Consider the following 24,790-nt stretch of genomic DNA (forward strand, 5'->3'; position numbering starts at 1 on the left):
AAACTTGTTTTCTTCACAACAGTCTATTCGAGTCTAGCGTGCTTCGCCTGTACACCTGTCCCTGCCGGCTTTTCGTGGAATTTCAACAAAAAAAACGCATTCCCGGATCATACCGGAAATGCGTTTTTTGATCAATGCAGCAAACACTGCATCAAGATTAACGTTTGCTAGGGTCGTAAGGTTCACCCAATGCCTTCGGAGCCGAAGAACGGCCAACAGCACTGACTAGAACAATAATCGTTAACACATAAGGAATCATGAAGATAAATTCCTGCGGGATGTCCTTAGACCACTCGAACAATTGCACATAGTTGCGGATTGCTTGAGAGAACCCGAAGAATACTGCAGCGCCGAACGCGCCAAGCGGATTCCATTTCCCAAAAATCATCGCCGCAATGGCGATAAAGCCCTGACCGGAAACCGTGTTGTGCGCAAAGGTGCCTGTTGTCGTAAGTGTGATGGTGGCTCCGCCAATACCAGCCAAGAGCCCGCTCAGCATTACGCCGATATATCTCATACGGTTTACGTTGACACCAAGCGTATCCGCCGCACTTGGGTGTTCACCGACTGCACGGAGGCGGAGGCCAAATGGAGTCTTGAAGAGCACAAAATAAATGACAATAACCAGGATTATCGCAAGATAAGTCGTCGGATAGGAATTAAAAATCCCTTCACCAATAACCGGAATTTTGGAGAGCCCAGGGATAGGCACTTTACTAAATCCGTCCAGCAACGGTGTTTCGCCAGCTCCTTCAAAAATCAGTTTAACTACATAAAGCGTACTCCCGGCAGCCAGAAAGTTAATGACTGTACCACTGATCGTCTGATCTGCCTTGAACGTAATCGATGCTACCGCATGAATAAGTGAACCAAGCACCCCGACCACCATAGCACAGATTATACCGACCCATGGAGCCCATTCACCCATACCTGCATCTTGTGCATAATAGCCGCCTACAGCTGCAGCAAAGGCACCAAACATCATCAAGCCTTCAAGTCCAATGTTCACGACACCGGAGCGTTCAGAGAAGATGCCACCGAGGGCGGCAAAAATCAGCGCTGTGGAAAAAACAAGCGTTGTATTGAGCAATTGGCCTAATACTTCCATCTATAACACCTTCTCTTTCTTGCGCTTGAAGTAGAACGGTTTAAGCACCCAGCGCACAATTCCTTGTGCCGCAATGAAGAAAATAATTGAACCGATTACGATTCGGATGAGTTCAGGAGGAACATCCGCTCCAAAGCTCATACCTGCAGATCCATAAGTCAAACTACCGTAGAGAATAGCAGCCAAAATCACTCCGAGTGGATGGGTCAGACCAAGCAGCGCAACGGCAATACCGTCAAAACCATAACCTGGAGAAGCCGCAAATACAGATTGATAATGGAATACACCAAGCACTTCTCCAGCACCTGCCAGACCGGCAAAAACACCGCTGATGAACATGGCCTTGATGACATTGCGGCCAACATTCATACCTGCGTATTCTGCAGCATGCGGATTCAAGCCGACGGCGCGCATTTCGTAACCCTGTTTGGTTTTCCACAGATAGACATAGAAGAACACTGCTGCAGCAAGTGCGATTGCAGTCCCCCAGTGAATCCGTGCATTATCAAACATTGAGTTTAGAAATGTCATGGACAGCGAGGCCGGAATATCCTCAGAACGGTTTTGCCCCTGAAGCAGCAAGAATGTTCTGACAATATAGTTGGACAGGAACAGTGCAATCCAGTTCAGCATAATTGTTGTAATAACTTCGTTGATTCCGCGTTTTGCCTTGAGATATCCAGCAATGCCTGCCCAAAGGCCGCCACAGACTCCAGCAATGATAACTGCTAGCGGAACCAGCAAGAAATTCGGCAAGGCTCCGGCTAGCTTAATGCCAACAACAGAAGCTGCTGTCATTCCAATAAGCACTTGTCCGTCCGCACCGATATTGAACATCCCCGAACGGAAGGCGAAGGCTACTGCAAGTCCTGTGAACATCAGTGGTGTCATTTCGCGGATGGCCTCACCAAAGTCATAAGGACTGCCAAATACACGTTTGAACAGCGCTGAGTATGCGGCTATAGGATCGTATCCGCCGATCAGCATAACTACAGCCCCAACCAGGAAGCCCATCACGATTGCGACTAAAGGAACAATGTAGCTGTCTGTCGCAAATATTTTTTTGAGTCTATACATCCGTATGGCCTCCCCGCTTCAAGCTTCCCGCCATCATCAGACCCAGTTCCTGATCATTGGTATCCTGCGGGAATACTTCACCGACAATCTGGCCTTCATAGATAACGGCAATTCTGTCGGACACATTCATAATTTCATCGAGTTCAAAAGAGATCAGCAATACCGCTTTCCCTTGGTCGCGCTGAGCAATCAGTTGCTTCTGCACAAATTCGATCGCACCGACATCGAGGCCGCGGGTAGGCTGGGCCGCAATCAGCAGTGTCGGATTTTTATCTATTTCCCGCGCAATAATCGCTTTCTGTTGATTACCGCCTGACAAAGAGCGTGCTTTGTTCTCAATAGAGGGGGTTCGTACATCAAACTGCTTGACCAGATCCTCGGCATGCTTATCGATGACTTCTTTGTTCAGGAATCCATTCTGATTATACGGGCTCTTATAGTATGTCTCCAGCACCATATTTTCGCTAACTGTAAAGTCCAGCACTAACCCATGCTTATGACGGTCCTCCGGAATATGGGAGACATTCATTTCAGAAATTTTGCGTGGACTCAGATTGGCAATCTCCTTGCCGGATACGGTAATAGAACCGGAATCAATCTTACGCAGGCCGGTTATTGCCTGGATCAGCTCACTTTGTCCGTTGCCGTCCACTCCTGCAATACCGAGGATTTCGCCAGCCTTCACTTCAAAATTGAGACCGTCCAGTACCGATACGCCATCTTTACTCTTACTGCTGACATTCGTCAGCTTGAGTACACTTCCGCCAATATGCGGAGGCTGCTTGTCTACCTTGAAGGTTACACCGCGTCCTACCATTTTTTCAGCCAGCTCATTCGGATTCGTCTCAGCAGTCTTCACAGTATCAATAACTTTCCCCCGGCGGATGATAGTAACCCGGTCGGAAATTTGCATGATTTCCTTAAGCTTATGCGTAATCAAAATGATGGATTTGCCTTCTGCAACGAGCCGCTTCATAATCGCCATCAGTTCGGTAATTTCCTGTGGCGTAAGCACAGCGGTAGGCTCGTCGAATATAAGTATATCCGCACCACGGTACAGGGTCTTCATAATTTCTACCCTTTGCTGCATACCAACCGAAATGTCGTAAATCTTGGCATTGGGATTGACTTGAAGACCGTACTGCTCCGATAGCTTGCGAACCTGCTCCGCAGCGGATTTATAGTCGATTTTAAGACCTTTTTTCGGTTCCATACCAAGAACAATGTTCTCAGTTACCGTAAAAGGCTCTACAAGCTTGAAATGCTGGTGAACCATTCCAATGCCAAGCTCAATCGCTTTATTGGGGTTATCGATAATAACCGGATTCCCGTCGATTTCGATGCTGCCTTCATCGGGTTGATACAATCCGAAGACAATGTTCATCAAGGTGGATTTGCCTGCTCCGTTTTCACCTAGCAGTGCATGAATTTCTCCTTTTTCGAGCGTAAGACTGATGGAGTCGTTCGCAACGATACCGGGAAAGCGTTTTGTGATTTGCTTCAACTCTACGACAGGAGCCGCAGCACTCATGGAATCACCCTCATCACAGAATATATATATTTCCTTGTAGACACGGCTGTACCGTCCTATGAAGGACGGTACAGCTCTGTCTAAGTTATTGCATGTTACATTCCACTAACAAGGAACAAGGCCAGCTCAATAACCGGCCTTGTTCCTTGTTCATTATTGTAAGGCAAGAAACATCAAGTCAGTCTTACTCGGTAGGAACTTTGATTGTTCCATCAATGATTTTTTTGCTGTATTCATCAACTTTGGCAAGAATTTCAGCCGATACGTTAGCCTTGGAAGTTTCAGGAAGGCCTACACCGTTGTCTTTCAGACCCAGTACAGTTGTACTGCCGCCTTTGAATGTTCCGTCAACAACCTGCTGGGAAACTTTCTTAACCGCTTCGTCAACACGTTTGATCATGGAAGTCAGAGTTACATCATCACCAAATTCCAGGGATTGGTCTTTGTCTACGCCGATTACCCATACTTTAGCACCGCCTGCTTTGTTACGGGATTTAGCTTCGTTGAATACGCCGTTGCCAGTTGCGCCGGCAGCAGGGAAGATGATGTCATTGCCATCATTGTACAGGGTAGCTGCCAAAGATTTACCAACATCCGGCTTGTCATAAGCACCTGCATAAGTAACTTTTACGGTTGCATTAGGGTTAACAGCCTTTACACCAGCAACGAAACCTACTTCAAAACGTTTGATTACTGGGCTTTCCATACCGCCGATGAAACCTACTTTGTTGGTTTTTGTAGTCAGACCTGCAACTACACCAACCAGGAAGGAACCTTCATTTTCGGAGAAGGTAACGGATTCTACGTTAGGAGCATCTACCACACTGTCGATAATCGCAAGATTAGCGTTCGGATTCTCAGTTGCAACTTTCTTAACAGCATCGCCAAGGTCAAAACCAATACCCCAAGTCAGGTTGTAGCCGCCTTTAACGAATTGATTAAGGTTTGGCTCGTAGTCTGCATTGGATTTACTTTGCAGATATTTGATATCAATACCGGTTTCTTTTTGAAGGGCCTGCAGAGCTTCCCAAGCAGATTGGTTAAACGATTTGTCGTTTACGCCACCTACGTCAGTAACCAGACCGACTTTGACGTCAGTTTTAGGAGCATCCGTTGGTGCTGCTGTTGCTTCAGCTGGTGCATTGGTTGCTGTTCCAGCGTTGCTTGCTGCATTGCCGTTGTTATTGTTCTTTCCGCAGCCTGCCAGAATGACAGTGAACGCAAGCAACATAACAAGAGATAGTTGGTAAACCTTTTTCATTGAGTGTGATCCCCCTTAAGAAATTGGATGTCTTCTGTGTTCTTGGACATACCATTAGATCAAATTATAACTGGTAAAAACCCTAAAATCCAGTCTATAAATGACCTCAGGTCAATAATAATTTGCATTTTTTCACAAGAAACCGTTTACTGTTACATTACGTGTCAACAAAACACTCAAACCATGTCAGAAATACTCGAATCGCCTGATTATCTTCAGCACATATAAATATTATTGCACGGATATGTGTTTTCTATTATCATGAATGTTTACATATTCTATAAAAAGGGAGTACTGAAAAATGGATGATCAAAACCAACCCCAAGCTGCACCGGATTTCAAATACTGCCGAGAATCCCGCGTGTTCAAAACAGGCCGTGTATTCCCGAATGATGTCAACAATCACAAGACGCTGTTCGGAGGCAAGTTAATGAGTACGATTGATGAAGTCGCATCCATCTCTGCAATGCGTCACTGCCGGACTAATGTAGTTACCGCCTCTGCAGACTCTGTAGATTTTCTCCTGCCTATAAGACCCACCGATTCAGTATGCTTTGAGTCCTTTGTCTCTTGGACAGGCAGAACCAGTATTGAGGTATTCGTCAAAATCATTTCAGAGAACCTGTATACCGGCGAACGCGCTGTTGCCGCTACATCTTTCCTTACCTTTGTGGCCGTGCATGAAGACGGCACGCCGGCACTGGTACCCGCAATCATTGCCGAAACCGATGAGGAAAAGCTCATCAGCGCTTCTGCAGATCAGCGTTCCGAACTGCGCAAGATCAGAAGAACCAGCAGCAAGCTGTTGGCATCCCAGCTGAGCACAACCAAGTACTGGGAGTGAGCAGTGCGGAGGACTAACCATCTCTGAGCCAACCCGCATTTTGAAGTCTTGATCTTCTCTTCTAGTAACTGTAAACCCATTGCAAGGCCCAAAAAAAAGCACCGTCACACGGGATGTCCCGCAGGCGGTGCTTTTCGGTTACTTCTAAGTAATTACGCGTTGATCTTCTCTTTGGCTACTACAGCCAGGGAGTTGAATGCGTTAAGGTCGTTTACTGCCAGGTCAGCCAGCATCTTACGGTTCACTTCTACTCCAGCCAATTTCAGGCCGAATACAAGCTTGCTGTAAGACAGTCCGTTCAAACGGGCTGCTGCATTGATACGCACGATCCACAGTCTGCGGAAGTTACGTTTCGTCTGACGACGGTCACGGTATGCGTAAACCATCGATTTCATTACCTGCTCGTTAGCAGTTTTGAAAATGCGGTGCTTGGAACCGAAATAACCTTTTGCCAGCTTCAATACTTTTTTATGTCTACGACGAACTACAAATCCGCCTTTAACTCTTGCCATATTAATAAACCTCCCAAAAATGTGTGATAAAACTATTTCAAGTTAGCGAGTCCTTGTTTCAAGCGTCTTACGTCCCCAGGGGCCATAACCGGATTGCCGTTCAATACGCGTTTTGCGCGTTTGGATTTGTGGGAAAGCAAGTGGTTCTTGTGAGCTTTGTAACGCAGTACTTTGCCAGTTCCGGTGATCTTGAAACGGCCTTTCAGACTGCTGTGAGTTTTCATTTTAGGCATGGTGTTTCCTCCTTGAATATTATGCGGCGCCAAATTGCTGTGCAAGTGACTCCAAATTTATTGGGCTTTGGGAGCCAAGATCATAATCATGCTGCGGCCTTCCAGCTTAGGCTGGCGTTCTACAACAGATATATCTTCAACTTCGCTCTTTACACGTTCCAAAATCTTCTGACCGATGCTGGCGTGTGTAATCTCACGTCCGCGGAAACGCACGGAGCATTTCACTTTGTCGCCTTCACCCAGAAACTTGATAACGTTGCGGAACTTGGTCTGATAATCATGTTCCTCAATGTTAGCACGGAACCAAACTTCCTTAATGTCCACGATCTTCTGGTTCTTGCGTGCTTCCTTCTCTTTCTTCTGCGTTTCATAACGGAACTTGCCGTAATCCATGATGCGGCATACTGGCGGTTTCGCCTGCGGTGCTACGTTGACTAAATCCAGATTAAGATCAATCGCCATCTGCAACGCTTCGCGGATCGGTTTGATGCCGATTTGTTCGCCTTCCGCTCCAACCAATCGAACTTCTTTGGCCCGAATTTCATCATTGATCATATGTTCCTTACTGATAATACTCCACCTCCGGATCTACTTGGGAAATCAATTCTGCGGTTCTCCATAAAAAAGGGGTGCCGGTAACTCCCGACACCCCGTTTGATCAACGTTCATGAATTATAACATCCATAAAGCATTGAGATCAAAACCAGCTGGCTTATAGCCAGTCAGGTGAGAAGCCGGTGCTTCTGCTTGCAATCCCTATGTTTTGCATACTTGAATACTATACACCACTATGCACACTGTGTCAACAGCTGTAATATCTTTTCTTCTAGAAAAAACTTTGTTAAGAAACCTGTTTGCTCTGTACTTCCTCAAGCCGTACGACACGCGTATGTTTGGTATGGCTCCACTGCTTGTTGTTCTGCGTAAAGAACGCATAGAACGTGATGGGGTACCAAGAGATCAGGTAGATCGGGAAGACCAGCAAATACAGATATACCTTCTTGAACTTAACCTTCTCCAGCGCCATCGCGAGCAGGAAGGTTAGAATATTGGCGCCAACCGCAAAGTAACTAAGCCACAGTGGCAGCTGCCCATAGATGTTGGCTATATGCGGGCCTCCAAACATGGTGTTGTCGATAAACATGACCGCGGTCATCAAGAACGTCAACAGCACGATGTAGACATTGGCACCATATAGAGCCAGGTCAAATTTCGTAAGACTCCGTTCTTTAATACTTTGCCACAGCAAAGGAAAGAAATAACGGCGAGCCACCGTAAAGTGACCCTGCATCCAGCGCAGCCGCTGTCTTGAGGAAGCCTTGAATGTCAGTGGCTTCTCGTCGAAAACCTTGGCGTCGTAATTAAATCTTGGATAGACGCCCTTAGAGGCACTACGCATAGTAAATTCTAAATCCTCTACAAGGCTTGTCGCTCCCCAGCCCATTTCCTTAAGCAGATTGGTCTCGAAGCACATACCCGTTCCACCAAGGAAGTTCGCCATATTGAGATTGTGACGCGACAGCTGCCAGAGCCGGTTGATATACCAGTAGGATACACCGTAAGCGGCAGTGATCCAGGAATCCTCCGGATTCTTCGTATCGATATAGCCTTGAATAACGCGTGCGCCTGAGCAGAGATCATTGTTCATCTCCATCAGAAATTCTGTGTGAGCCAGATTATCGGCATCGAACATAACGACGGCATCATATTGCCGCGGCATGGCCCACAGTTCCTTGAGCATCCATTCAATAGCAAAGCCCTTGCCCCGCAAGTTGTTGTTGGTACGGACGCAGGCATTCATGCCGTGTTCCCTTACAATCTTTGCTGTACCATCCGTACAGTTGTCGCAGATGACAAATACATCGTACAGTTCCTGGGGATAATTAAGCTGTTTTAAATTCTCCATCAGCGCGCCGACGACTTCTTCCTCGTTATGTGCGGCAACCAGTACAGCAAATGATTTTTGCGGAGTGAAGTGAGCCTTATTCCTTTTCTTGTGCAGTCCAAATAACGAAAACGTAAACTGATAGACTGCGATAGCCGCCAAGATCACTTGGAGCGTAACAAACAGTGCGTCTGTCATGACCTTTGATGCCCCCTTTTCAATCTTGATGTTCTTTTTTTCTCTCTCTGGCATTGCTAACGTTCTTGCTGACCCTTTTGTTGCATCCCTTACAGTAAGACCTATGGCTTCCCTTTTTGCTAAGGCAGGCTTGCCTGTATGTCTATTACGTCAAAAGATAAGGCCCGGATGCCTCTGTCTTCGGCTCCTCTTTTTCTCTGTTACCTTATAAACGCGTTCCGCCTGCTTGAATCATTGTAAGGCGTAAGTGGTGATGAAGTCAAAACTGGCAATTTCCGAGCGAACCCGAGCTTTTTCCTTGAAATGGACTACCTTAAAAAAGTATGATAAAGACAGCTTTATGGCATAGACCGGATTACTGCAGCTGCGACTATGATCATCAGCCGGACTATCGGAGGGACAAGATATGAGACATCTGTTTATGAAAATGCATCTCTTGGAGCAGCGCATGTTCAAGTGGATTAACGGACGATTGCATCATCCTGTCCTGAACTTCTGGCTTTTTTATCTGACCCATCTGGGTGGAGCCACAAGCGCCATTGGCATTAATCTGTTGATCTGGGCACTGTCCCCTGAGCCTTTAAGAACCGCGGGGCTTAAGGCTCTGACTGCCCTGGCTATCAGCCATCTGCCTGTTGCTGTGGCCAAGAAGCTCTATCCGCGTATGCGGCCGTATCTGGCGCTCCCGGGCACCAATACGTTTCACAATCCGCTTAAGGATCATTCTTTTCCTTCCGGCCATACGACTGCTATCTTCGCTTCTACAGTGCCTTACATGATGGCCTTTCCTGCCCTGACCGTCATACTGCTGCCTTTGGCCTGCATTGTCGGATTTTCCCGAATTTATCTCGGACTGCACTATCCGTCAGACGTTTTTGCAGGTGCAGTAATTGGTTCCGGAGTCGCTGCAGGTACAGTTGTCTTGTGGTTCTAAAGTCAGAGATCATCTAAACCGGCGAATACCATTCACGAAAACAGGTGGATTATACATTGCGTAAAAAGAGAGTACTATTGCTGTCTGAAGGTTTTGGCGCAGGGCATACGCAAGCGGCTTACGCGCTGTCAAGCAGCCTGCGTAAATTGTCGCCTAATCTGCAAACAAAGGTGCTTGAGCTTGGAAGCTTTCTGAATCCCAAAATGGCGCCTCTGATTGTGTCAGCATACCGTAAGACGGTAACCTCCCAACCCAAGCTGATGGGATATGTGTACCGTCACCAGAAATCATTCAATCGTCTTACCACACTTGCCCTGCACCGCATATTTTATACACATACACAAAATATTGTAAAGCAGCTGAGGCCCGACATTATCGTCTGTACTCATTTCATTCCCAGTGCCGTCGTTTCCCGCCTCAAACGGCTCGATCCGGCCTTCAAGGCACCCCTGATCACCGTCATAACCGATTACGACGCCCATGCGACCTGGATCAGTCCAGAAGTTGACCGGTATCTGGTCTCTACTCCAGAGGTCAAAGCCAAGCTGCGCGGCCGAAGCGTCTCAGCAGCCAAAATCCAGGTCACCGGTATGCCGGTTCATCCGAACTTCTGGGAGCATCCGGGCAGAGCGGATATTCTGAAGCAGTTCACTCTTCAGGACATGCCGACCGTTCTGGTTATGGGCGGCGGCTGGGGAATGATGAACGACGAGGTCATTAACGAAGCTTTGGCCGGCTGGCGGGACAAGGTGCAGATAATTTTTTGCCTGGGTAAAAACGAGAAGCTGCTTCATGCAATGCGGGAGAATCCACTGTACAGTCACCCCAACGTTTCGCTGATCGCCTTTACACGTGAAATTGACAAGTTGATGGAAATCTCTGATCTGCTGGTTACCAAGCCGGGTGGAATGACCTGCAGTGAGGGTCTGGCCAAGGGAATTCCTATGCTGTTTTATGATCCGCTCCCCGGGCAGGAAGAAGAAAACTGCCGTTATTTCATGGCAGCTGGTCTGGGCGAACCCATTTCTTCACTTCAGGTGGTAGACGGATGGATGAAACGGCTGCTGTACAGCTATGACGAGGTGCAAGCCGAACGCCAAAGCCTGCTTAAGGAGATCGACCGCTTCCATCCCATGCAAAGCGCCCAAAGCATTATTGATATGCTGGAATAGCCAGGGCAAGAACTTGAATCTATGGCAATCATGCCGTTCATGAAGCAAAAAAAGGCGGTCCAGATATTCTTCACTGGACCGCCTTTTTGTGTACAGACCCGTTTGTGAAGTCAAACTTCTTCGCCACTGAGATCCGATTACAGGCGGTATTTGTCCAATCGCGAGGCTTGATAGCGTTCCAGCGCTTCTGCACCGACAATCGCCTCACAGCGGTGAATATTGACACCCCGGCCAAAAAATTTGGTTTCGTACTCTGTCATAACCTGTTCTTCGTTCATCACTCCGTCCGGATGCAGATCGAGAGAGATGTTCTTCATCTGCAGACCATAGTCGGCAAAGGCATTCAGAGAGAACTCAAACAGGCTGCGCGAATCCGTCTTCAGATGGATCTCGCCAAGCGGACTGAGCAGACCGCGGTATTTGTCGAGAAAACGCGGATGGGTCAGCCGGCGGCGCGCATGCTTGCCCTTAGGCCACGGATCGCTAAAGTTCAAATAGATGCGCTCAAGCTCTCCAGGGGCAAATACTTCCTCTGCATAGTTAATATTGGCAAGCGCCACTCTGAGGTTAGGTGGCGTCTCCTGCCCAGCCGGTTCCCAGACTGCACGGGCCTTCTCAGCCGCACGGCGGATCAGCTCATCATACATATCAACGCCGATAAAATTTATATCCGGATATTTGAAGCTCATCTGGCTGATGAACTGTCCCTTGCCCATGCCAAACTCTACATGAATAGGATGATCGTTGCCGAACAGTTCAGACCACCGCCCCTTCAGGCTGCGTGGATCCAGGATGACCAGATCGGTCTGTCCTTCCAGACTTTCACGTATTCCTTTTCTTCCGCGTAAACGCATAAGTTTTCCTCCGCTTTCTCTGATACAAACACTGTCACTTGCAATATTGTGCCGAACTTACCCGCAAAAGTAAAGGGATTTTAACAAGAAAGCAGACAGAAACCAAAGAATAGTGAACAACGCGAAGCTTAAACATTCTCACGATTCAAACAAAAAGGAATTCTCCGCTGGCCTGGATACGGCCGGACAGAGAATTCCTTTTTGATATATTTGGAATTGGGGTCCATGTTTTCATGCAGCTAATAGTCTACCTTGGAGGAGATTGAAAATCAAATCTCTTCTCAAAGGCACTGCGGATCTTGCGTTGTGCTTCGGTCTTGATCTTGTGATTGCCATTAAATTCAACACCCGTAAGCGCAAGCGCTTCGTCGGGAGTCAGCTGCACGTCAATGGAGCCTTTTCCTTCGGCATACACCGTTTGAGAATTCATCGTGATCACCTCTTGGTTTTATTATGGACCTTGCGACACGAAATTATGAATTCAAGAAATAGAGATTATGGTTGCTGCAGCGGTGTTTTTACACCCTAAATATAACATACTATGTAAGCAATATCAAGATGAAAGCGCTGTTATTCCAGCCTATTTTCCGCTGTATTTGCAGAGGCCTGAATGTTACGTTCACCGCTGATTTTTGATACAATAGAAAGGTTAAGTTGAAACGGTGTTATCTCAGTTAGAAATATAAGGATGATGTATGGCTTGAAATATATAAATCCTTATGTTGTAAAGAAAGGAGTACCCATGTCTAACCTTTTACAAACCTCCTCTCCACTATTGTGGGGGGATAAACATTTCCATACCTGGAATTATGAAATGCGCGAGCAACTGGACGCCAAGGTATTCAAGGTGATGCTCGATGCCGGGTTTACGTGCCCGAACCGCGACGGGTCCATCGCCAAAGGAGGCTGCACCTTCTGCAGCGCGAGAGGGTCCGGGGATTTCGCCGGCAGCCGCCGCGACGATCTGGTCACCCAGTTCAATAACGTAAGGGACAGGCAGCACTTGAAATGGCCGAATGCCCAATATATCGGTTACTTCCAGGCCTATACGAACACCTATGCTCCAGTAGAGGAGCTTAGAGAGTATTATGAAGTGATTCTGCAGCAGCCGGGCGTAGTCGGCCTTTCCATTGCAACGCGTCCCGACTGCCTTCCGGATGATGTGGTCGAATACCTGGCGGAGTTGAACCAGCGCACCTATCTCTGGGTCGAAATGGGCCTGCAGACCATTCATGATTCTACCTCGGAGCTGATTAACCGGGCACATGATACCCAGTGTTATACTGAAGCTGTCCAGAAGCTGCGCCGTCATGGGATCCGCGTCTGTACCCACATTATTCACGGTCTTCCGCAGGAAACCCATGAGATGATGCTGGAGACGGTGTCTGCAGTTGCAAACATGGATGTGCAGGGCATTAAGATTCATCTGCTGCATCTGATGCGCAAGACGCCAATGGTTAAGCAATATGAAGCCGGACTGCTGCGTTTTCTGGAGCAGGACGAGTATGTGAAGCTTATTGCCGATTCTCTGGAAATCCTGCCGCCGGAGATGATTGTGCACCGGCTGACCGGAGATGCTCCGCGCGACCTGCTGGTCGGACCGATGTGGAGCCTGAAGAAATGGGAAGTACTGAACGCCATTGATGATGAATTGATTGCACGCGATACCTGGCAAGGTAAATACTGGAGGAAGAGCTAATGGGCTTTATGTCTGTCCTTAGCTTTGCTCATAAATTAACCGAGGAACGCCTGCAGCCAGGCGGCCGGGCCATTGATGCTACCGTTGGCACTGGTGCTGACACGCTGTTTCTCGCCAAAACGGCCGGTCCGCGCGGCGGGGTGTGCGGCTTCGACATTCAGCCTGCCGCGCTGGCTCTGGCCGAAGAGCGCCTGCGGCTGGCCCGGGAGGACGCGCAGGCGGCGCTGTCTCCCGTAACGCTGCTGCTGCGCAGCCATGCAGCCATGGCAGAAGCCGTTCCGCCGGACTGGCGCGGAACGGTCTCTGCGGTGATGTTCAATCTCGGCTATCTGCCCTCGGGCGATGCCGACAAGACGATCATCACCGAGCCTGTGAGCACGCTGGCCGCGCTGGATACCGCGCTTGCACTGCTGCGGCCGGGCGGCATCATCACAGCCGTGCTCTACCCCGGCCATGAAGGCGGCCAACATGAAGCCGCCGCGGTGGAAGCCTGGGCGGCGGCCCTTCCGTCCCAGCAGGCACAAGCAATTGTCTACCGCCAGCTGCAGCGGGCTACCGCCCCCTACACGCTGGCAGTCGAGAAGAAAAAAGGAGCTGATCTGTAAGTGGCCGTAACCAAAATCGAGCACATTGGTATTAAAGTGAACCACCTGGAGCGTTCGCTGCAATTTTATCAGGAGGTTATCGGTTTGACCCTTCAGAACATTCTGGGAGAGCCGGGAGACGAGATCCGTCTTGCTTTTCTAAGCTTCCCTGGCCAGTCCAGCGTGGAGATAGAATTGATTGAACGGGCATTTGAAGGCCTCCCCCAGGAGGGTAGAGTCAGTCATGCCGCCTTTACGGTGGATGATATTGAGCAAGAACACAGGAGAATTGCCGGACTCGGCATACCCGCTTTGACTGGCATTTCGACGCTTGCGAACGGCTGCCGCTATTTCTTTTTTGACGGGCCAGACGAAGAAAAGCTGGAGTTTTTTGAATCCACACGAACCAGGTAAACCAAGCAGGACATTATTTTATAACTTGGAAAGGAAGATGAAGAAATGACTAAGCCTTATCCTTTAAAATTTCAGCCGGAGTTCAAAGAACGCGTGTGGGGGGGCCGGGCCCTGGAGAAATTCGGTCTCGAGCTGCCTGAAGGGCATATTGGCGAAGGCTGGATGATCGCCGACCACCCGAACGGTACTTCATCTGTGCTAAATGGAGAGCTTGCCGGTCAAGGGCTGGATCAGATTCGCGAGCAATTCGGACAGGTATGGTTCGGAAGCAAGGGCAGCCCGAAGGAAGGCGGACGTTTTCCGCTCCTGATCAAGCTCCTGGACTGCAACGACAATTTGTCGGTGCAGGTACATCCTACGGATGAGTATGAAGGATTGCCAAAGGGAGAATTGGGTAAAACAGAAATGTGGTACGTACTTGATGCCAAACCAGGCGCCAAAATCATCTACGGCCTCAAAGACGGTGTAACCCGCGAAAGTCTGCGCGAGGCGCTGGAAAGCGGCAAAGTGATGGACAGCATGCAGGAAATCACCGTCTCGGCCGGGGACGCTTTTTACATCCCTGCCGGAACCGTTCACGCATTGTGCGCCGGTGTGGTTGTAGCGGAAATTCAACAGAACTCCGACACTACATACCGGATTTACGACTACGACCGTCCGGGTCTGGACGGCAAGCCGCGTGAGCTTCATATTGAGGATTCGCTTAACGTGACTGCATATGAAGGCGCTGGCGCCACTTCCATGAAGACCGATGGGGCTGTAGCCGGAGAGTGGCTGCAGATTGCCGCGTCCCCTTATTTTATTGTAGAAAAAGGGGTCGTTAACGGAGAGTGGAACCTCTCTACCACTCCGGACAGCTTCACAATCCTCGTGGTCTGCGAAGGCAGCGGGCATCTGACCTGGGAGGGCGGCTCCCAGCCTTATTCCGCCGGAGAATGCTACCTGCTTCCGTCCACCCTGGGTGCCTACGGAATTGAAGGCCACTCCACCGTGCTCCGTTCGTATCTGCCATAAGCCATGCCTGGACCGGCATATGATTAAGGCAGAAGGTCACAAAGCTTAGGCCTATGCTTACGAAGTCAGTTTTGTACGTGGCATCTCCAAGAAGTATTGCTCACAAAACTTAGACCTATGCTTACGAAGTCAGTTTTGTACGTGGCATCTCCAAGAAGTATTGCTCACAAAACTTTTAGGAGGAACGGTATGAGAGAGAACAGCTTTAAGATGACTGATCCGCTAGGGGTCGCCATTCATGTCTATGAATGGCTGCCGGAGCCGGAGGCTCCGGTGAGGGGGATTGTCCAGATTGCCCACGGCATGTGTGAAACGGCTGCCCGCTATGCACGGTTTGCAGCAGCACTCACCGGAGCTGGTTATGCGGTGTATGCCAATGACCACCGGGGCCATGGGCATACCGCAGACCGGATCGATTTACTCGGTGACACAGGTGAGGACGGCTTTTACTGGATGCGGCGTAATCTGCTCCAGCTAGCCGGCATCGCCTCATCCCGGCATGAGGGCCTGCCAATCTTCCTCCTGGCCCACAGCATGGGCTCCTTTCTGGCTCAGAAGCTGATGTGCGAGGATGGCCACGAAGTCTATACCGGCTTTATCCTGAGTGGTACGAACGGGCCGCGCGGTATGCTTCGGCTCGGAGAGTCGCTTGCCGGACTGCAGTCCAGGCTGCAGGGGATGCGCCACCGCAGTGTTCTGATGAACGGGATTGTTTTCGGCCCTTATAACCGTTCCTTCGCCCCGGTAAGAACTGCTTTTGACTGGTTGAGCAGTGATTCACAGGAAGTAGACCTCTTCATAGCTGATCCTTTCTGTGGAGCAGTCTGCACAACCCGTTTCTTCCGCGATTTTTTCCGGCTGCTGCGGGATATCCATTCCCCGGAAACTCTGCTTACACTATGCAAGAATAAGCCCGTATATTTATTTGCGGGAGCCAAAGACCCTGTAGGCATGAACGGTCAAGGTGTGATCCGCCTGGCCGGAATCTACCAGGAGCATGGAATATCCGATGTAGAATTCAAGTTGTATCCCGAAGGCAGGCATGAAATGCTCAACGAAGTGAACCGGGATGAGGTAACTTCGGATGTGCTGGATTGGCTTGTACGCCACCTGCCGGCAGAATCATTGCTGCTTCAACCCGCTGCTCATTAGCATACTATAAAAGACAGGCTTTCCGTCAGTTCCGGAAAGCCTGTCTTTGTATTTTTCCGCTATAAATCTACTAATGATCCATTTTTTAACATGCAGAATGTGATATGATTTTCTTGTACAACATTGTTCATGAGCAGTAGGCGCCTCTCCTATAAGAGGAGGTGACGGTAATGGACGTAAAAGATGCTATTACCCTGATGTTCATGTTCGGTATGTTCCTATTGGCTCTGCTAGGCTACATTAAAAAGAAATAGACCGCCCCGGAAGGTAACGGTCTACTCCAAACCACAAAAGATGAGACGACCGGCTGCTCTACAGCAGTGGTTGTACACCAGGGCTGTGCTGATGACACAGCTCCTTTTTTACTTTATTTAAGCACAATCCATTTTATTACATAAAGACCTGCCGGGCAATCCTCTCCGGCGGGCCTCCCTTCCGAAACTCCCCTTTCCCGGCGCATCAAGAGACAGACTGACTACAAAGGCAGTGAATAGTACTGCGCCCGCTGGCTCTCGTCCTGCTGGTACATGACGATCAACAGCGTGCTTCCGGCGGTATGCGCCAGGGGTTCCGCCAGAGCAACGGAACTCTTGTCTGCAGCAGCAAGCGGCGGCGTGGTATCCATTGCCAGATCCGCTGGCTTTGTCTGCACTGCAGCAGCTGCCGTGCCTGTCTGTTCGCCACCCGTTACAAGGGGGTTCCCCAGCGTGCTATCGTCTATTTTCCCGGCCCCTTCAGCTTCAGCAGCCACAGGATCAAAACGCAGTCCGCTAATCGAATCCAGCACAGCATCCAGCCGGAATGGCAGCACTTCGAGCACTGTGAACTTCTGCAGCTCCCGCTCGCTGAATCCCGCCTCTGCCAGCTTGGCGGACAGGCGCTCCGGATGACTGGTGATTTCCTTCATATAACGCGACCAGTCGGATTTGTCCAGCGTGATATCCCACCAGATTTTACGTGGCTTATATTTGTGGCCCAGGAAATAATCCAGTTTCATCAGCCCGGTGATTACTTCCATGGAATCCGTTCCGCGGTCCGTCAGAAAAGCATGCAGCCGGATGAACAGATCCTCCAGCTGGTGCCCGATCTTTTGCCAGCCCCGCTCCTCCCAATAGTCGCCAAACTCCTGGAAGAAATCGAACGGAGATGGGAACACATGCCGGATCAGGTACTTGACCGAATGATCCAGCCGGTGGCTGTTCCAATATTTCTCCAGCACATCCTCGAGCCGTTTGAGCCGGATGATGTCAGAGAAAGGCATCACGTGGCTGCTGAGTATTTCGTAAGGAGCGTGCTCCATATACGTATAATCGTATTTGGCCGCCTGGGCGCGCAGGCCGGTGCCGCGCAGCATTTTGAGGAATCCGAGCTGCAGCTCTTCCGGCTCCATGGCAAATACATCGTTAAAGGTTTTGCGGAAGGTGGAGTAATCCTCCTGCGGCAGACCAGCTATCAAATCGAGATGCTGATCGATGTTGCCGCTGGCCTTGATTTTCATGACAGTGCGGGATAGCTTGGTGAAGTTCTGCCGGCGTTTGACCAGCTCATTCGTCTCATCATTGGTGGACTGCACGCCAATCTCGAACCGGAAGATGCCCGGAGGGGCATTCTCCGCCAGAAAGTCCAGTACCTCTGGACGCATAATATCGGCCGTAATCTCGAACTGGAATACACAGCCCTGATGGTTGTCGATCAGGAACTGGAACATTTCCATGGCATAATTGCGGTTGATGTTAAAGGTGCGGTCGAGAAATTTGATGACTTTTGCACCATTCTCAATCAGATAGAGCAGATCGGATTTGACCCGTTCAATATCGTAGTACCGCACCCCCACCTCGATGCTGGACAAGCAGAACTGGCAGTTGAACGGACAGCCCCGGCTGGTCTCAAAATAAACGATCCGCTTGCCGAGATCCGGCAGATCATCCGGGAACCGGTGCGGCGTCGGCAGAGTGTTGAGATCGCTTTTGGGACGCGGCGGATTGACGATCAGCTCTTCGCCCTTGCGGTAGGCAGCCCCGTAGACAAAATGGAACTTGTGGTCATCCCGCAATTCCTGCAGCAAATGATGGAAGGTCTCTTCCCCGTCCCCGTTCACTACAAAATCAATCCCGGCCTCACGCTGCATCCAGTATAGCGGCTCATACGATACTTCCGGCCCGCCCAGCACAATCTTGATCTCCGGCATCACTTGCTTAAGAATCCCGATCAGCTTAACGGTCTCCTCGATGTTCCATATATAACAGGAAAAACCGATCACATCCGGTTTCTTCTGGAATAGGTCTGACACGATATTCATCACGGGATCTTTGATGGTGTATTCTGCCAAATGAATATCTTGAAACTCATGCTCGCTGTATGCCTTCAGGAGACGGATCGCCAGCGAGGTGTGAATATATTTGGCATTTAATGTGGCCAGGATGATTTTCATGCCTCATAACCTTCTTTACATTTCATTTTGAAAAAATTCCAGGAAGGGCTTGCCGTACTTCCGGTATTTCACTTCACCGACCCCTTTGACTCTCAGCATTTCCGCTTCGGTCTGCGGGCAAACCACGCTCATCTCGCGAAGGGTCGCATCATTGAAAATAATGTAGGACGGCACATGCTCACGCCCCGCCAGCTCGCGGCGGATCAGGCGCAGCTGCTCGAATACCGTCTCATTGACAGCCGACGGCGCCAGATCGCGGACACGGCTGCGGTCCCGCGAACCGGATGCACCTCCGGTACGGAGTGGACGGGCCACCCGCTGCAGTACCTGCCGCTGGCCGCGCAGCACTTCAGCAGCCAGAGGCTGCAGCCGTACAACAGGATACTGCCCCTCCGATAATGCCAGATAACCTTCTGAGATCATTACATTGATGGTCTCTGTAATCTCCTTCTCCGTACGGCTGGACATCGCCCCGTGTGTAGGCAGATTCTCAAAGCCGTACTGGAGCACCTTTTGATTACGTGAGCCTTTCAGCACAGAGGATACCAGGGCCACGCCATAACGCTCGCGCATGCGGTGGATACAGGAGAAAATCTTCTGGGCATCCACTGTCATATCTACCAATTCCCGTTCATCCGTACAAGAGCTACAGATTCCGCATGGCTTGTCCCCATGCTCTTCGCCGAAATAATCCAGCTGGGCACTGCGCAGACAGCGGGTGGTATAGCAGTAATCGATCATCTGCTGAAGCTTGCGGTATTCATTGGCTTTGCGGTCTGTGTCCTGCGGATTCTGCTCGATCAGGAATTTCTGCGTCATAATATCCTGGGCGCTGAAGAGCAGAATGCACTGGCTGGGCTCTCCGTCCCGTCCGGCACGGCCTGCCTCCTGCACATAGGCTTCCATATTCTTTGGCATATTGTAATGGATGACGTAACGTACATTCGACTTGTCGATACCCATCCCAAAGGCGTTGGTAGCGACCATGACGCGTATATCGTCGTAGAGGAACCCTTCCTGGCTCTCTGCCCGCTCCTGATCATTCATTCCCGCATGATAACGCCCGGCGGCAACACCGGACGCCTGCAGCCGCTGATAGAGGTCATCAACCTCTTTGCGCGTAGCCGCATACACGATTCCCGGCTCATTAGAGTGCCGCGCGGTATAGTCCATCACGAACTCGCGTTTGTTCTCCCCGCGCAGCACAGACATCGCCAGATTGTCACGGCCCAGCCCGGTCATGAAGACCCCGGGCTGACGAAGCCGCAGCAGCCGGACCATATCCTCCATCACCTCAGGCGTAGCCGTTGCGGTAAAAGCCGCAAGAATCGGCCGCTCTGGCAACTCCTCTACGAACGGGGAGACTGCCAGATAACTGGTACGGAAGTCATGTCCCCACTGGGAGACACAGTGTGCTTCATCCACTGCAACACAAGAGATAGACAGTCCGGCCATTTCCAGGCGGAACCAGTCCAGCTCCAGCCGCTCAGGAGCCACATAGAGGAGCTTCAGCTCGCCCCGGCGTGCAGCGCGGATGCGATCATTCACTTCTTTGCCGCTTAGTGTGCTGTTGATATATGCGGCTGGAATTCCTGCTGTGGTTAGCGCATCCACCTGATCCTTCATCAGCGAGATTAACGGTGAAATGACCAGGGTAAGTCCCGGCAGCAGCAGTGCGGGAACCTGATAGCAGATCGATTTCCCCCCGCCCGTCGGCATAATACCCAGCGTATCGCGGCCTTCCAGCAAATTCATGACAATTTTCTTCTGGCCTTCCCGGAAGTCGGGATAGCCGTAATATTTTTGCAGTTCAGCCTGCGCCTGTTCCATGGTAGGTGCTTGCATCTTCATCTCTATCATAACTCCTTAAGACTTTCTATCTTTAGTTTACATAAAAAACCCTCTACTAACCAACACTTTATAGTGATCTTCCAAACTGTCAGCCCAAAGGAGGCGGCCGAATGCAAGCTTGGAAAGAGAAATACGCTTCATATATGCAGAAGCAAAAGCAGCCCTCCCCTGTACCTCCCGTTCCCGGCAATGACAAGATAAGCCTCAGCCTGAAAGACAATAAGGAAGATCTGCTTACCCGGCTCGGCCAAAGCGGAGATCTTGTCGTGCGTGATTTTCTGCTGTTCGGCAGATATGAGGCGGCGCTTATTTTCTTCTCCTCTCTGGTCAATCAGGAGCAGATTCAGGAATACATTCTTAAACCGCTCATGGACCGTTCTGCCGGTCATCCCGGAATGCCGGACAAGCTTGCTGATATGTCCCATTATATCTGGAATGTAGCGGTACAAGTCACACAAGGAACCACAGAACAAGACCTGTCCGCATTGCCTCCCGCAATCGTCAAGGGCCAGCTGATTCTGCTGATAGAAGGCTCCAGCGAAGCTCTAATGCTGGATATGCGGCAGATCGACATCCGAAGTGTAGAGCAGCCCCAGACGGAACAAGTGATCCGGGGCCCGCGGGAAGGATATGTGGAAAAGCTTGAGAACAACCTCTCGCTCCTGCGCTACCGGCTGCAGAGTACGGACTTCCGGATTGAAATCAGTCCGCTCGGGACCCGAACCCAATCCAGGGTGGCCTTGTGCTACTTGGACAACTTGGCTGACCCGAAGCTCGTAGCCGAGGTGATGCGCAGAATTTCAATTATTCATACTGACGGGATTATCGATGCAGGCTATATTGAACAATTTATTGAAGACCAGCCGTTATCCCCCTTCCCGCAGGTTCAGAGCACGGAGCGGCCGGACAAAACAGTAGCTTCTTTGCTCGAAGGCCGGGTGGCTATCCTGGTGGACGGCTCTCCTTTTGCACTCATTGTTCCGGCTTTATTCAACCAATTCTTCCAAACGGTTGATGACTATACGGAACGTTTTATTATGGGCAGTCTCATCCGGATGATCCGACTGATCGCACTTGCTTTCTCCCTGTTTTTCCCGGCTTTGTACGTGTCCGTAATCTCCTTTAATCCGGAGCTGATGCCTACAGATTTCGCAGTAGCCATCTCCGGGGGGAGGGCCGGCGTTCCCTTCCCGGCTGTGCTGGAGGTGCTGATCATGGAGGTATCCATGGAGGTGCTGCGGGAGGCCACGATCCGCCTCCCGCAGATGATTGGCGGGGCCCTCTCCATTGTGGGCGTGCTCGTGATCGGCGAGGCTGCGGTATCAGCGGGACTGGCAAGTCCGATCACTGTGGTCATTGTCGCGCTGACCACTATCGGTTCTTTTGCCACCCCGGCTTATAACACCGCGATTGCTCTGCGTATGCTGAGATTCCCCCTGGTCCTTCTTGCCGGAATGTTCGGACTCTACGGTGTAATGATTGGTACGATCCTGATTATCAATCATCTGTTATTCCTCGAATCCTTCGGAGTCCCGTTTATGTCACCGTACATCCCCGGCAAATGGCGGGATTGGAAGGATACGCTGGTGAGGGCGCCTTTGTGGTGGATGCGCCGGCGGCCCAGTTTTTTGTATACCCAGGACAGCACTAAACTTCCGGACTCTGTACCTGGAACTTATATAGACCAGATTCTTCAAGAAGGAGGGGAGACCGGTGAACGATTCCCGACAGATCACGACCCTGCGCGCGGCAGCCGTAATCAGTAGCACAATCATTGGTGTAGGGTTACTCAGCTTTCCCCGCTACATGGCCGTTGCCGGAAATAGTGCCGGGCCTTTTGTGGCGCTCACCGGCGTTCTGGTTTCCTTCTTCAGCTTTTGGCTGCTCGCCTCCTTATGCCGCCGTTTCCCTACAGAATCGCTGTTTGTATTCAGCCGCCGATTAATTGGCCGCCCGCTGGCCATGTTCTTCACTTTGATCATATGGCTCATATTCATGACGCTTACCGGTCTTACTGCCCGCCAGTTTGGAGATGTCGCTACCAGTGTTTTATTCAATAAAACACCGATCGAAGCAACCATTTTTCTGATGCTGCTAATCTGTCAGCTGTCAGCCAGAAGGAATATCATCAAGTTTTCCTACATTCATTTCTTCTACCTGCCGCTGATCATCGGCTCTGTTCTGGTAACCATTCTGATTTCCTTAAGGAATGTTGACCTATTGAACCTGCAGCCTGTTCTGACGGCTCCTACAGCCTCATTTTGGAAAGGCGCGCTTGAAGCCAGCTACCTGTTCCAAAGCTCCTTTGTGATTACGCTGCTGATCCCTTTCATGAAGCTGCCGAAGCAGGCGGTACGTGCAGGGGCCATTGGCATTTTTGTATCGGGGGCTGTCTATTGGCTGATTGCTCTAGCATGCATAGGCTTGTTCGGTGCAGAGGAAACCAAACTGCTGATTTACCCCACGCTGGAAACCGCCAGATCAGCGGCAATAGGCGAAGGATTTTTGGAACGGCTGGATGCCCTATTTATTGTCATATGGGTAATTTCAGTATATACCTCTATTTACACTACCTATTACCTGGCATCCTATCTCCTGCAGAATCTGCTGGGTCTGAGAGATCAGCGGATGACCTCAAGCGCCGTGCTTCCTTTTGTTTTTGTGATCGCCCTGCTTCCGGAGAATGTCTTTGAGACCTATACCTGGTCACTGATGCTGGGGAATGTCTCCATGCTCCTCTTGCTTGGCTACCCCATGCTGCTATGGGCGGTCTATTGGCTCCGCCGCTCCGGAAAGAGGGGCCTGTCATGAATAAATTGCTGCGAAAAATAGGCTCGGTATTATTGCCGGCTGCCGTTATCAGTCTCTTCCTTGCCGGATGCTGGGATCAGGTTGAAATTGAGGACCGGGCATTGGTGCTGGGCTTATCCATTGATACCGCCCCGCCCGAAAAGGCAGCTGAGGAAGAACAGGTCACCCATCTAAAGAATACTGAAATGCCGAAGGAAATGATCAGTATCACAGCACAGATTGCTGTTCCAGGACGGGTCCCGCTGGGCCCGGGCAGCGGCGGAAGCCAGGACGGAAAGATAAGCCCGGTGTGGGTGGTTACGGTGCTTGGACATTCGCTTGATGATGCCATGAACAATCTGCAGCAGCAGATCGCAGACCCCCGGTATCTCGTGCATTTGCGTGTGATCGTCATCAGCCAAGACATCGCCCGGGGAAGAATGGACGATCTGGATGACTATCTCCGGCGCAATCCCGAAGTCCGGCGCAGGACCTGGCTGCTGGTGTCCGAAGGACGTGCCTCGCAGTTCATGGATGTCAAGCCTCCGCTGCAGCGCGTGCCCACGCTCTATGTGCTCTCCATGATGGAGAAAGCGGTAACCTCGGGCAAGTTCCCCCCGGATTATATCGGCACCTACTGGTCGGCAGATTCCAAATGGGGACAAAGCGCCTATCTTCCTTATGTGGCGCTCCGCAACAAAGAGAATATTCTGATTAACGGTCTGGCGTATTTCAGCCAGGGCAAAATGATCAACACTACACAGCCGCTTGAAATCGGCGCTTTCATGGCCGTTGAGGGAATGGACCCAGGCGGCTACTCTACCCTTTTCAAGACGAAGGAGCTCGGTATGGTCATGACCAAAATTAATGAGCGCTACACCAAGGCCCGCAGCTTCATCCGGGACGGCAAGCCGGTGCTATCCTTTGATATTAACTTTGAAGGGGATCTGGATGAGCACTATAACGGCAAGAAGCCTGCCGATTCCACTGCAAGACTGCATGAGATTGAGCGTGAATTCGAAAGGAATGCGAAGGGTGTGATCCGAAGGCTGATACGGCAGACCCAGAAGGATCATGCCGATATTTTTGGAATGGGAGAGATTATCCGCGCCCACCACCCTGAGTATTGGAGACAGCACATTCATAACAAAAGTGACTGGGAAGAGCTCTACGGCAGCATTACCGTGGACTTCAACCTCACACTGCACCTGCGGAGAGTCGGACTTAAAAAGACTTAGGAAACGGG

General features: G+C 50.4%; 24 protein-coding genes. 12 read left to right on the top strand and 12 right to left on the bottom strand.

Annotation, left to right across the window (positions count from 1 at the left end):
* Positions 1 to 157: 157 nt before the first annotated feature.
* The 4 genes from A3848_RS15615 to A3848_RS15630 all read right to left on the bottom strand — a co-directional run bounded on the left by A3848_RS15615 (position 158) and on the right by A3848_RS15630 (position 4,977).
* Complete coding sequence (locus tag A3848_RS15615) at positions 158 to 1,108, bottom strand: ABC transporter permease (RefSeq protein ID WP_074085849.1); 951 nt, start codon at positions 1,106 to 1,108, stop codon at positions 158 to 160.
* A complete protein-coding gene (locus A3848_RS15620; RefSeq protein WP_074085850.1) occupies positions 1,109 to 2,185 on the bottom strand; it encodes an ABC transporter permease in 1,077 nt (358 codons plus the stop codon).
* Positions 2,178 to 3,716 (bottom strand): ABC transporter ATP-binding protein, encoded by a 1,539-nt coding sequence (locus tag A3848_RS15625; RefSeq protein ID WP_074085851.1) that lies wholly within the window; start codon positions 3,714 to 3,716, stop codon positions 2,178 to 2,180. Before A3848_RS15625 ends, A3848_RS15620 begins: the two co-directional genes overlap by 8 nt.
* 184 nt (positions 3,717 to 3,900) lie before the next feature.
* Positions 3,901 to 4,977: a BMP family lipoprotein gene (locus A3848_RS15630; protein WP_074085852.1), complete on the bottom strand. Its 1,077-nt coding sequence runs from the start codon at positions 4,975 to 4,977 to the stop codon at positions 3,901 to 3,903.
* 301 nt (positions 4,978 to 5,278) lie between these two features.
* Between A3848_RS15630 and A3848_RS15635 the strand changes: the two genes are divergently transcribed.
* On the top strand, positions 5,279 to 5,821 hold the full coding sequence (locus A3848_RS15635; protein ID WP_074085853.1) for an acyl-CoA thioesterase: 543 nt from the start codon (positions 5,279 to 5,281) through the stop codon (positions 5,819 to 5,821).
* 152 nt (positions 5,822 to 5,973) lie between these two features.
* Here A3848_RS15635 and rplT read toward each other — a convergent pair whose 3' ends face one another.
* The 4 genes from rplT to A3848_RS15655 all read right to left on the bottom strand — a co-directional run bounded on the left by rplT (position 5,974) and on the right by A3848_RS15655 (position 8,649).
* A complete protein-coding gene (rplT, locus tag A3848_RS15640) occupies positions 5,974 to 6,333 on the bottom strand; it encodes a 50S ribosomal protein L20 (protein ID WP_038587257.1) in 360 nt (119 codons plus the stop codon).
* A 32-nt stretch (positions 6,334 to 6,365) separates the two neighbouring features.
* On the bottom strand, positions 6,366 to 6,566 hold the full coding sequence (rpmI, locus tag A3848_RS15645) for a 50S ribosomal protein L35 (protein ID WP_036696104.1): 201 nt from the start codon (positions 6,564 to 6,566) through the stop codon (positions 6,366 to 6,368).
* Positions 6,567 to 6,623: 57 nt separating this feature from the next.
* Complete coding sequence (gene infC / locus A3848_RS15650) at positions 6,624 to 7,121, bottom strand: translation initiation factor IF-3 (RefSeq protein ID WP_020427376.1); 498 nt, start codon at positions 7,119 to 7,121, stop codon at positions 6,624 to 6,626.
* Between the two features lie 286 nt (positions 7,122 to 7,407).
* Positions 7,408 to 8,649 (bottom strand): glycosyltransferase family 2 protein, encoded by a 1,242-nt coding sequence (locus tag A3848_RS15655; RefSeq protein ID WP_074085855.1) that lies wholly within the window; start codon positions 8,647 to 8,649, stop codon positions 7,408 to 7,410.
* Positions 8,650 to 9,055: 406 nt separating this feature from the next.
* Between A3848_RS15655 and A3848_RS15660 the strand changes: the two genes are divergently transcribed.
* A complete protein-coding gene (locus A3848_RS15660; RefSeq protein WP_074085856.1) occupies positions 9,056 to 9,583 on the top strand; it encodes a phosphatase PAP2 family protein in 528 nt (175 codons plus the stop codon).
* A 56-nt stretch (positions 9,584 to 9,639) separates the two neighbouring features.
* Entirely contained in the window at positions 9,640 to 10,755 is a 1,116-nt protein-coding gene (locus A3848_RS15665) for an MGDG synthase family glycosyltransferase (RefSeq protein ID WP_074085857.1), read from the top strand.
* Positions 10,756 to 10,892: 137 nt separating this feature from the next.
* Here the strand turns inward: A3848_RS15665 and trmB are convergent, their stop codons facing one another.
* Both trmB and A3848_RS15675 read right to left on the bottom strand, forming a co-directional pair.
* Complete coding sequence (gene trmB / locus A3848_RS15670; protein ID WP_074085858.1) at positions 10,893 to 11,609, bottom strand: tRNA (guanosine(46)-N7)-methyltransferase TrmB; 717 nt, start codon at positions 11,607 to 11,609, stop codon at positions 10,893 to 10,895.
* A 247-nt stretch (positions 11,610 to 11,856) separates the two neighbouring features.
* Positions 11,857 to 12,039 (bottom strand): hypothetical protein, encoded by a 183-nt coding sequence (locus tag A3848_RS15675; RefSeq protein ID WP_074085859.1) that lies wholly within the window; start codon positions 12,037 to 12,039, stop codon positions 11,857 to 11,859.
* Positions 12,040 to 12,351: 312 nt separating this feature from the next.
* Between A3848_RS15675 and mnmL the strand changes: the two genes are divergently transcribed.
* The 6 genes from mnmL to A3848_RS33010 all read left to right on the top strand — a co-directional run bounded on the left by mnmL (position 12,352) and on the right by A3848_RS33010 (position 16,726).
* Positions 12,352 to 13,308 carry a tRNA modification radical SAM protein MnmL/YtqA gene (mnmL, locus tag A3848_RS15680; protein WP_074085903.1) on the top strand — a complete coding sequence of 319 codons (957 nt, stop codon included), beginning with the start codon at positions 12,352 to 12,354 and terminating at the stop codon, positions 13,306 to 13,308.
* Positions 13,308 to 13,913, top strand: coding sequence for a tRNA 5-(aminomethyl)-2-thiouridylate-methyltransferase MnmM (mnmM, locus tag A3848_RS15685; RefSeq protein ID WP_074085860.1), 606 nt, complete (start codon positions 13,308 to 13,310; stop codon positions 13,911 to 13,913). The genes mnmL and mnmM overlap by 1 nt, the downstream gene beginning before the upstream one ends.
* A complete protein-coding gene (locus A3848_RS15690) occupies positions 13,914 to 14,306 on the top strand; it encodes a VOC family protein (RefSeq protein ID WP_074085861.1) in 393 nt (130 codons plus the stop codon).
* Positions 14,307 to 14,351: 45 nt separating this feature from the next.
* Positions 14,352 to 15,320, top strand: a complete 969-nt coding sequence (locus A3848_RS15695) for a type I phosphomannose isomerase catalytic subunit (protein WP_074085862.1) — start codon at positions 14,352 to 14,354, stop codon at positions 15,318 to 15,320.
* Between the two features lie 189 nt (positions 15,321 to 15,509).
* Entirely contained in the window at positions 15,510 to 16,472 is a 963-nt protein-coding gene (locus A3848_RS15700) for an alpha/beta fold hydrolase (RefSeq protein WP_074085863.1), read from the top strand.
* Between the two features lie 170 nt (positions 16,473 to 16,642).
* The gene (locus tag A3848_RS33010; protein WP_256701671.1) at positions 16,643 to 16,726 is read left to right on the top strand and encodes a putative holin-like toxin; all 84 of its coding nucleotides are present in this window, start codon (positions 16,643 to 16,645) and stop codon (positions 16,724 to 16,726) included.
* Positions 16,727 to 16,947: 221 nt separating this feature from the next.
* Here A3848_RS33010 and A3848_RS15705 read toward each other — a convergent pair whose 3' ends face one another.
* Both A3848_RS15705 and recQ read right to left on the bottom strand, forming a co-directional pair.
* Positions 16,948 to 18,903: a B12-binding domain-containing radical SAM protein gene (locus tag A3848_RS15705; RefSeq protein ID WP_074085864.1), complete on the bottom strand. Its 1,956-nt coding sequence runs from the start codon at positions 18,901 to 18,903 to the stop codon at positions 16,948 to 16,950.
* A gap of 15 nt (positions 18,904 to 18,918) precedes the next feature.
* Complete coding sequence (gene recQ, locus A3848_RS15710) at positions 18,919 to 20,754, bottom strand: DNA helicase RecQ (RefSeq protein ID WP_074085865.1); 1,836 nt, start codon at positions 20,752 to 20,754, stop codon at positions 18,919 to 18,921.
* Positions 20,755 to 20,864: 110 nt separating this feature from the next.
* Between recQ and A3848_RS15715 the strand changes: the two genes are divergently transcribed.
* Genes A3848_RS15715 through A3848_RS15725 form a run of 3 tightly spaced genes read left to right on the top strand, consistent with a single transcriptional unit; the run spans position 20,865 to position 24,782 of the window.
* The gene (locus A3848_RS15715) at positions 20,865 to 22,520 is read left to right on the top strand and encodes a spore germination protein (RefSeq protein WP_083612176.1); all 1,656 of its coding nucleotides are present in this window, start codon (positions 20,865 to 20,867) and stop codon (positions 22,518 to 22,520) included.
* Positions 22,468 to 23,565 carry a GerAB/ArcD/ProY family transporter gene (locus A3848_RS15720; protein ID WP_074085866.1) on the top strand — a complete coding sequence of 366 codons (1,098 nt, stop codon included), beginning with the start codon at positions 22,468 to 22,470 and terminating at the stop codon, positions 23,563 to 23,565. The genes A3848_RS15715 and A3848_RS15720 overlap by 53 nt, the downstream gene beginning before the upstream one ends.
* A complete protein-coding gene (locus A3848_RS15725; RefSeq protein ID WP_074085867.1) occupies positions 23,562 to 24,782 on the top strand; it encodes a Ger(x)C family spore germination protein in 1,221 nt (406 codons plus the stop codon). The genes A3848_RS15720 and A3848_RS15725 overlap by 4 nt, the downstream gene beginning before the upstream one ends.
* Positions 24,783 to 24,790: the final 8 nt, after the last annotated feature.

The organism is Paenibacillus sp. P32E (assembly GCF_001909085.1).
In the GTDB taxonomy this organism is placed as follows: domain Bacteria; phylum Bacillota; class Bacilli; order Paenibacillales; family Paenibacillaceae; genus Paenibacillus_AQ; species Paenibacillus_AQ helianthi.

What these genes read in the sequence shown, in the direction of transcription:
- A3848_RS15620 (WP_074085850.1), bottom strand. Translation starts at nt 2,185, where the DNA reads ATGTATAGACTCAAAAAAATATTTGCGACAGACAGCTACATTGTTCCT.
- rpmI (WP_036696104.1), bottom strand. Translation starts at nt 6,566, where the DNA reads ATGCCTAAAATGAAAACTCACAGCAGTCTGAAAGGCCGTTTCAAGATC.
- A3848_RS15725 (WP_074085867.1), top strand. Translation starts at nt 23,562, where the DNA reads ATGAATAAATTGCTGCGAAAAATAGGCTCGGTATTATTGCCGGCTGCC.
- A3848_RS15630 (WP_074085852.1), bottom strand. Translation starts at nt 4,977, where the DNA reads ATGAAAAAGGTTTACCAACTATCTCTTGTTATGTTGCTTGCGTTCACT.
- A3848_RS15675 (WP_074085859.1), bottom strand. Translation starts at nt 12,039, where the DNA reads ATGAATTCTCAAACGGTGTATGCCGAAGGAAAAGGCTCCATTGACGTG.
- A3848_RS15625 (WP_074085851.1), bottom strand. Translation starts at nt 3,716, where the DNA reads ATGAGTGCTGCGGCTCCTGTCGTAGAGTTGAAGCAAATCACAAAACGC.
- A3848_RS15715 (WP_083612176.1), top strand. Translation starts at nt 20,865, where the DNA reads ATGCAAGCTTGGAAAGAGAAATACGCTTCATATATGCAGAAGCAAAAG.
- recQ (WP_074085865.1), bottom strand. Translation starts at nt 20,754, where the DNA reads ATGAAGATGCAAGCACCTACCATGGAACAGGCGCAGGCTGAACTGCAA.
- A3848_RS15615 (WP_074085849.1), bottom strand. Translation starts at nt 1,108, where the DNA reads ATGGAAGTATTAGGCCAATTGCTCAATACAACGCTTGTTTTTTCCACA.
- trmB (WP_074085858.1), bottom strand. Translation starts at nt 11,609, where the DNA reads ATGCGTTTACGCGGAAGAAAAGGAATACGTGAAAGTCTGGAAGGACAG.
- rplT (WP_038587257.1), bottom strand. Translation starts at nt 6,333, where the DNA reads ATGGCAAGAGTTAAAGGCGGATTTGTAGTTCGTCGTAGACATAAAAAA.
- infC (WP_020427376.1), bottom strand. Translation starts at nt 7,121, where the DNA reads ATGATCAATGATGAAATTCGGGCCAAAGAAGTTCGATTGGTTGGAGCG.
- A3848_RS15655 (WP_074085855.1), bottom strand. Translation starts at nt 8,649, where the DNA reads ATGACAGACGCACTGTTTGTTACGCTCCAAGTGATCTTGGCGGCTATC.
- A3848_RS15700 (WP_074085863.1), top strand. Translation starts at nt 15,510, where the DNA reads ATGAGAGAGAACAGCTTTAAGATGACTGATCCGCTAGGGGTCGCCATT.
- mnmL (WP_074085903.1), top strand. Translation starts at nt 12,352, where the DNA reads ATGTCTAACCTTTTACAAACCTCCTCTCCACTATTGTGGGGGGATAAA.
- A3848_RS15660 (WP_074085856.1), top strand. Translation starts at nt 9,056, where the DNA reads ATGAGACATCTGTTTATGAAAATGCATCTCTTGGAGCAGCGCATGTTC.
- A3848_RS15705 (WP_074085864.1), bottom strand. Translation starts at nt 18,903, where the DNA reads ATGAAAATCATCCTGGCCACATTAAATGCCAAATATATTCACACCTCG.
- mnmM (WP_074085860.1), top strand. Translation starts at nt 13,308, where the DNA reads ATGGGCTTTATGTCTGTCCTTAGCTTTGCTCATAAATTAACCGAGGAA.
- A3848_RS15695 (WP_074085862.1), top strand. Translation starts at nt 14,352, where the DNA reads ATGACTAAGCCTTATCCTTTAAAATTTCAGCCGGAGTTCAAAGAACGC.
- A3848_RS15635 (WP_074085853.1), top strand. Translation starts at nt 5,279, where the DNA reads ATGGATGATCAAAACCAACCCCAAGCTGCACCGGATTTCAAATACTGC.
- A3848_RS33010 (WP_256701671.1), top strand. Translation starts at nt 16,643, where the DNA reads ATGGACGTAAAAGATGCTATTACCCTGATGTTCATGTTCGGTATGTTC.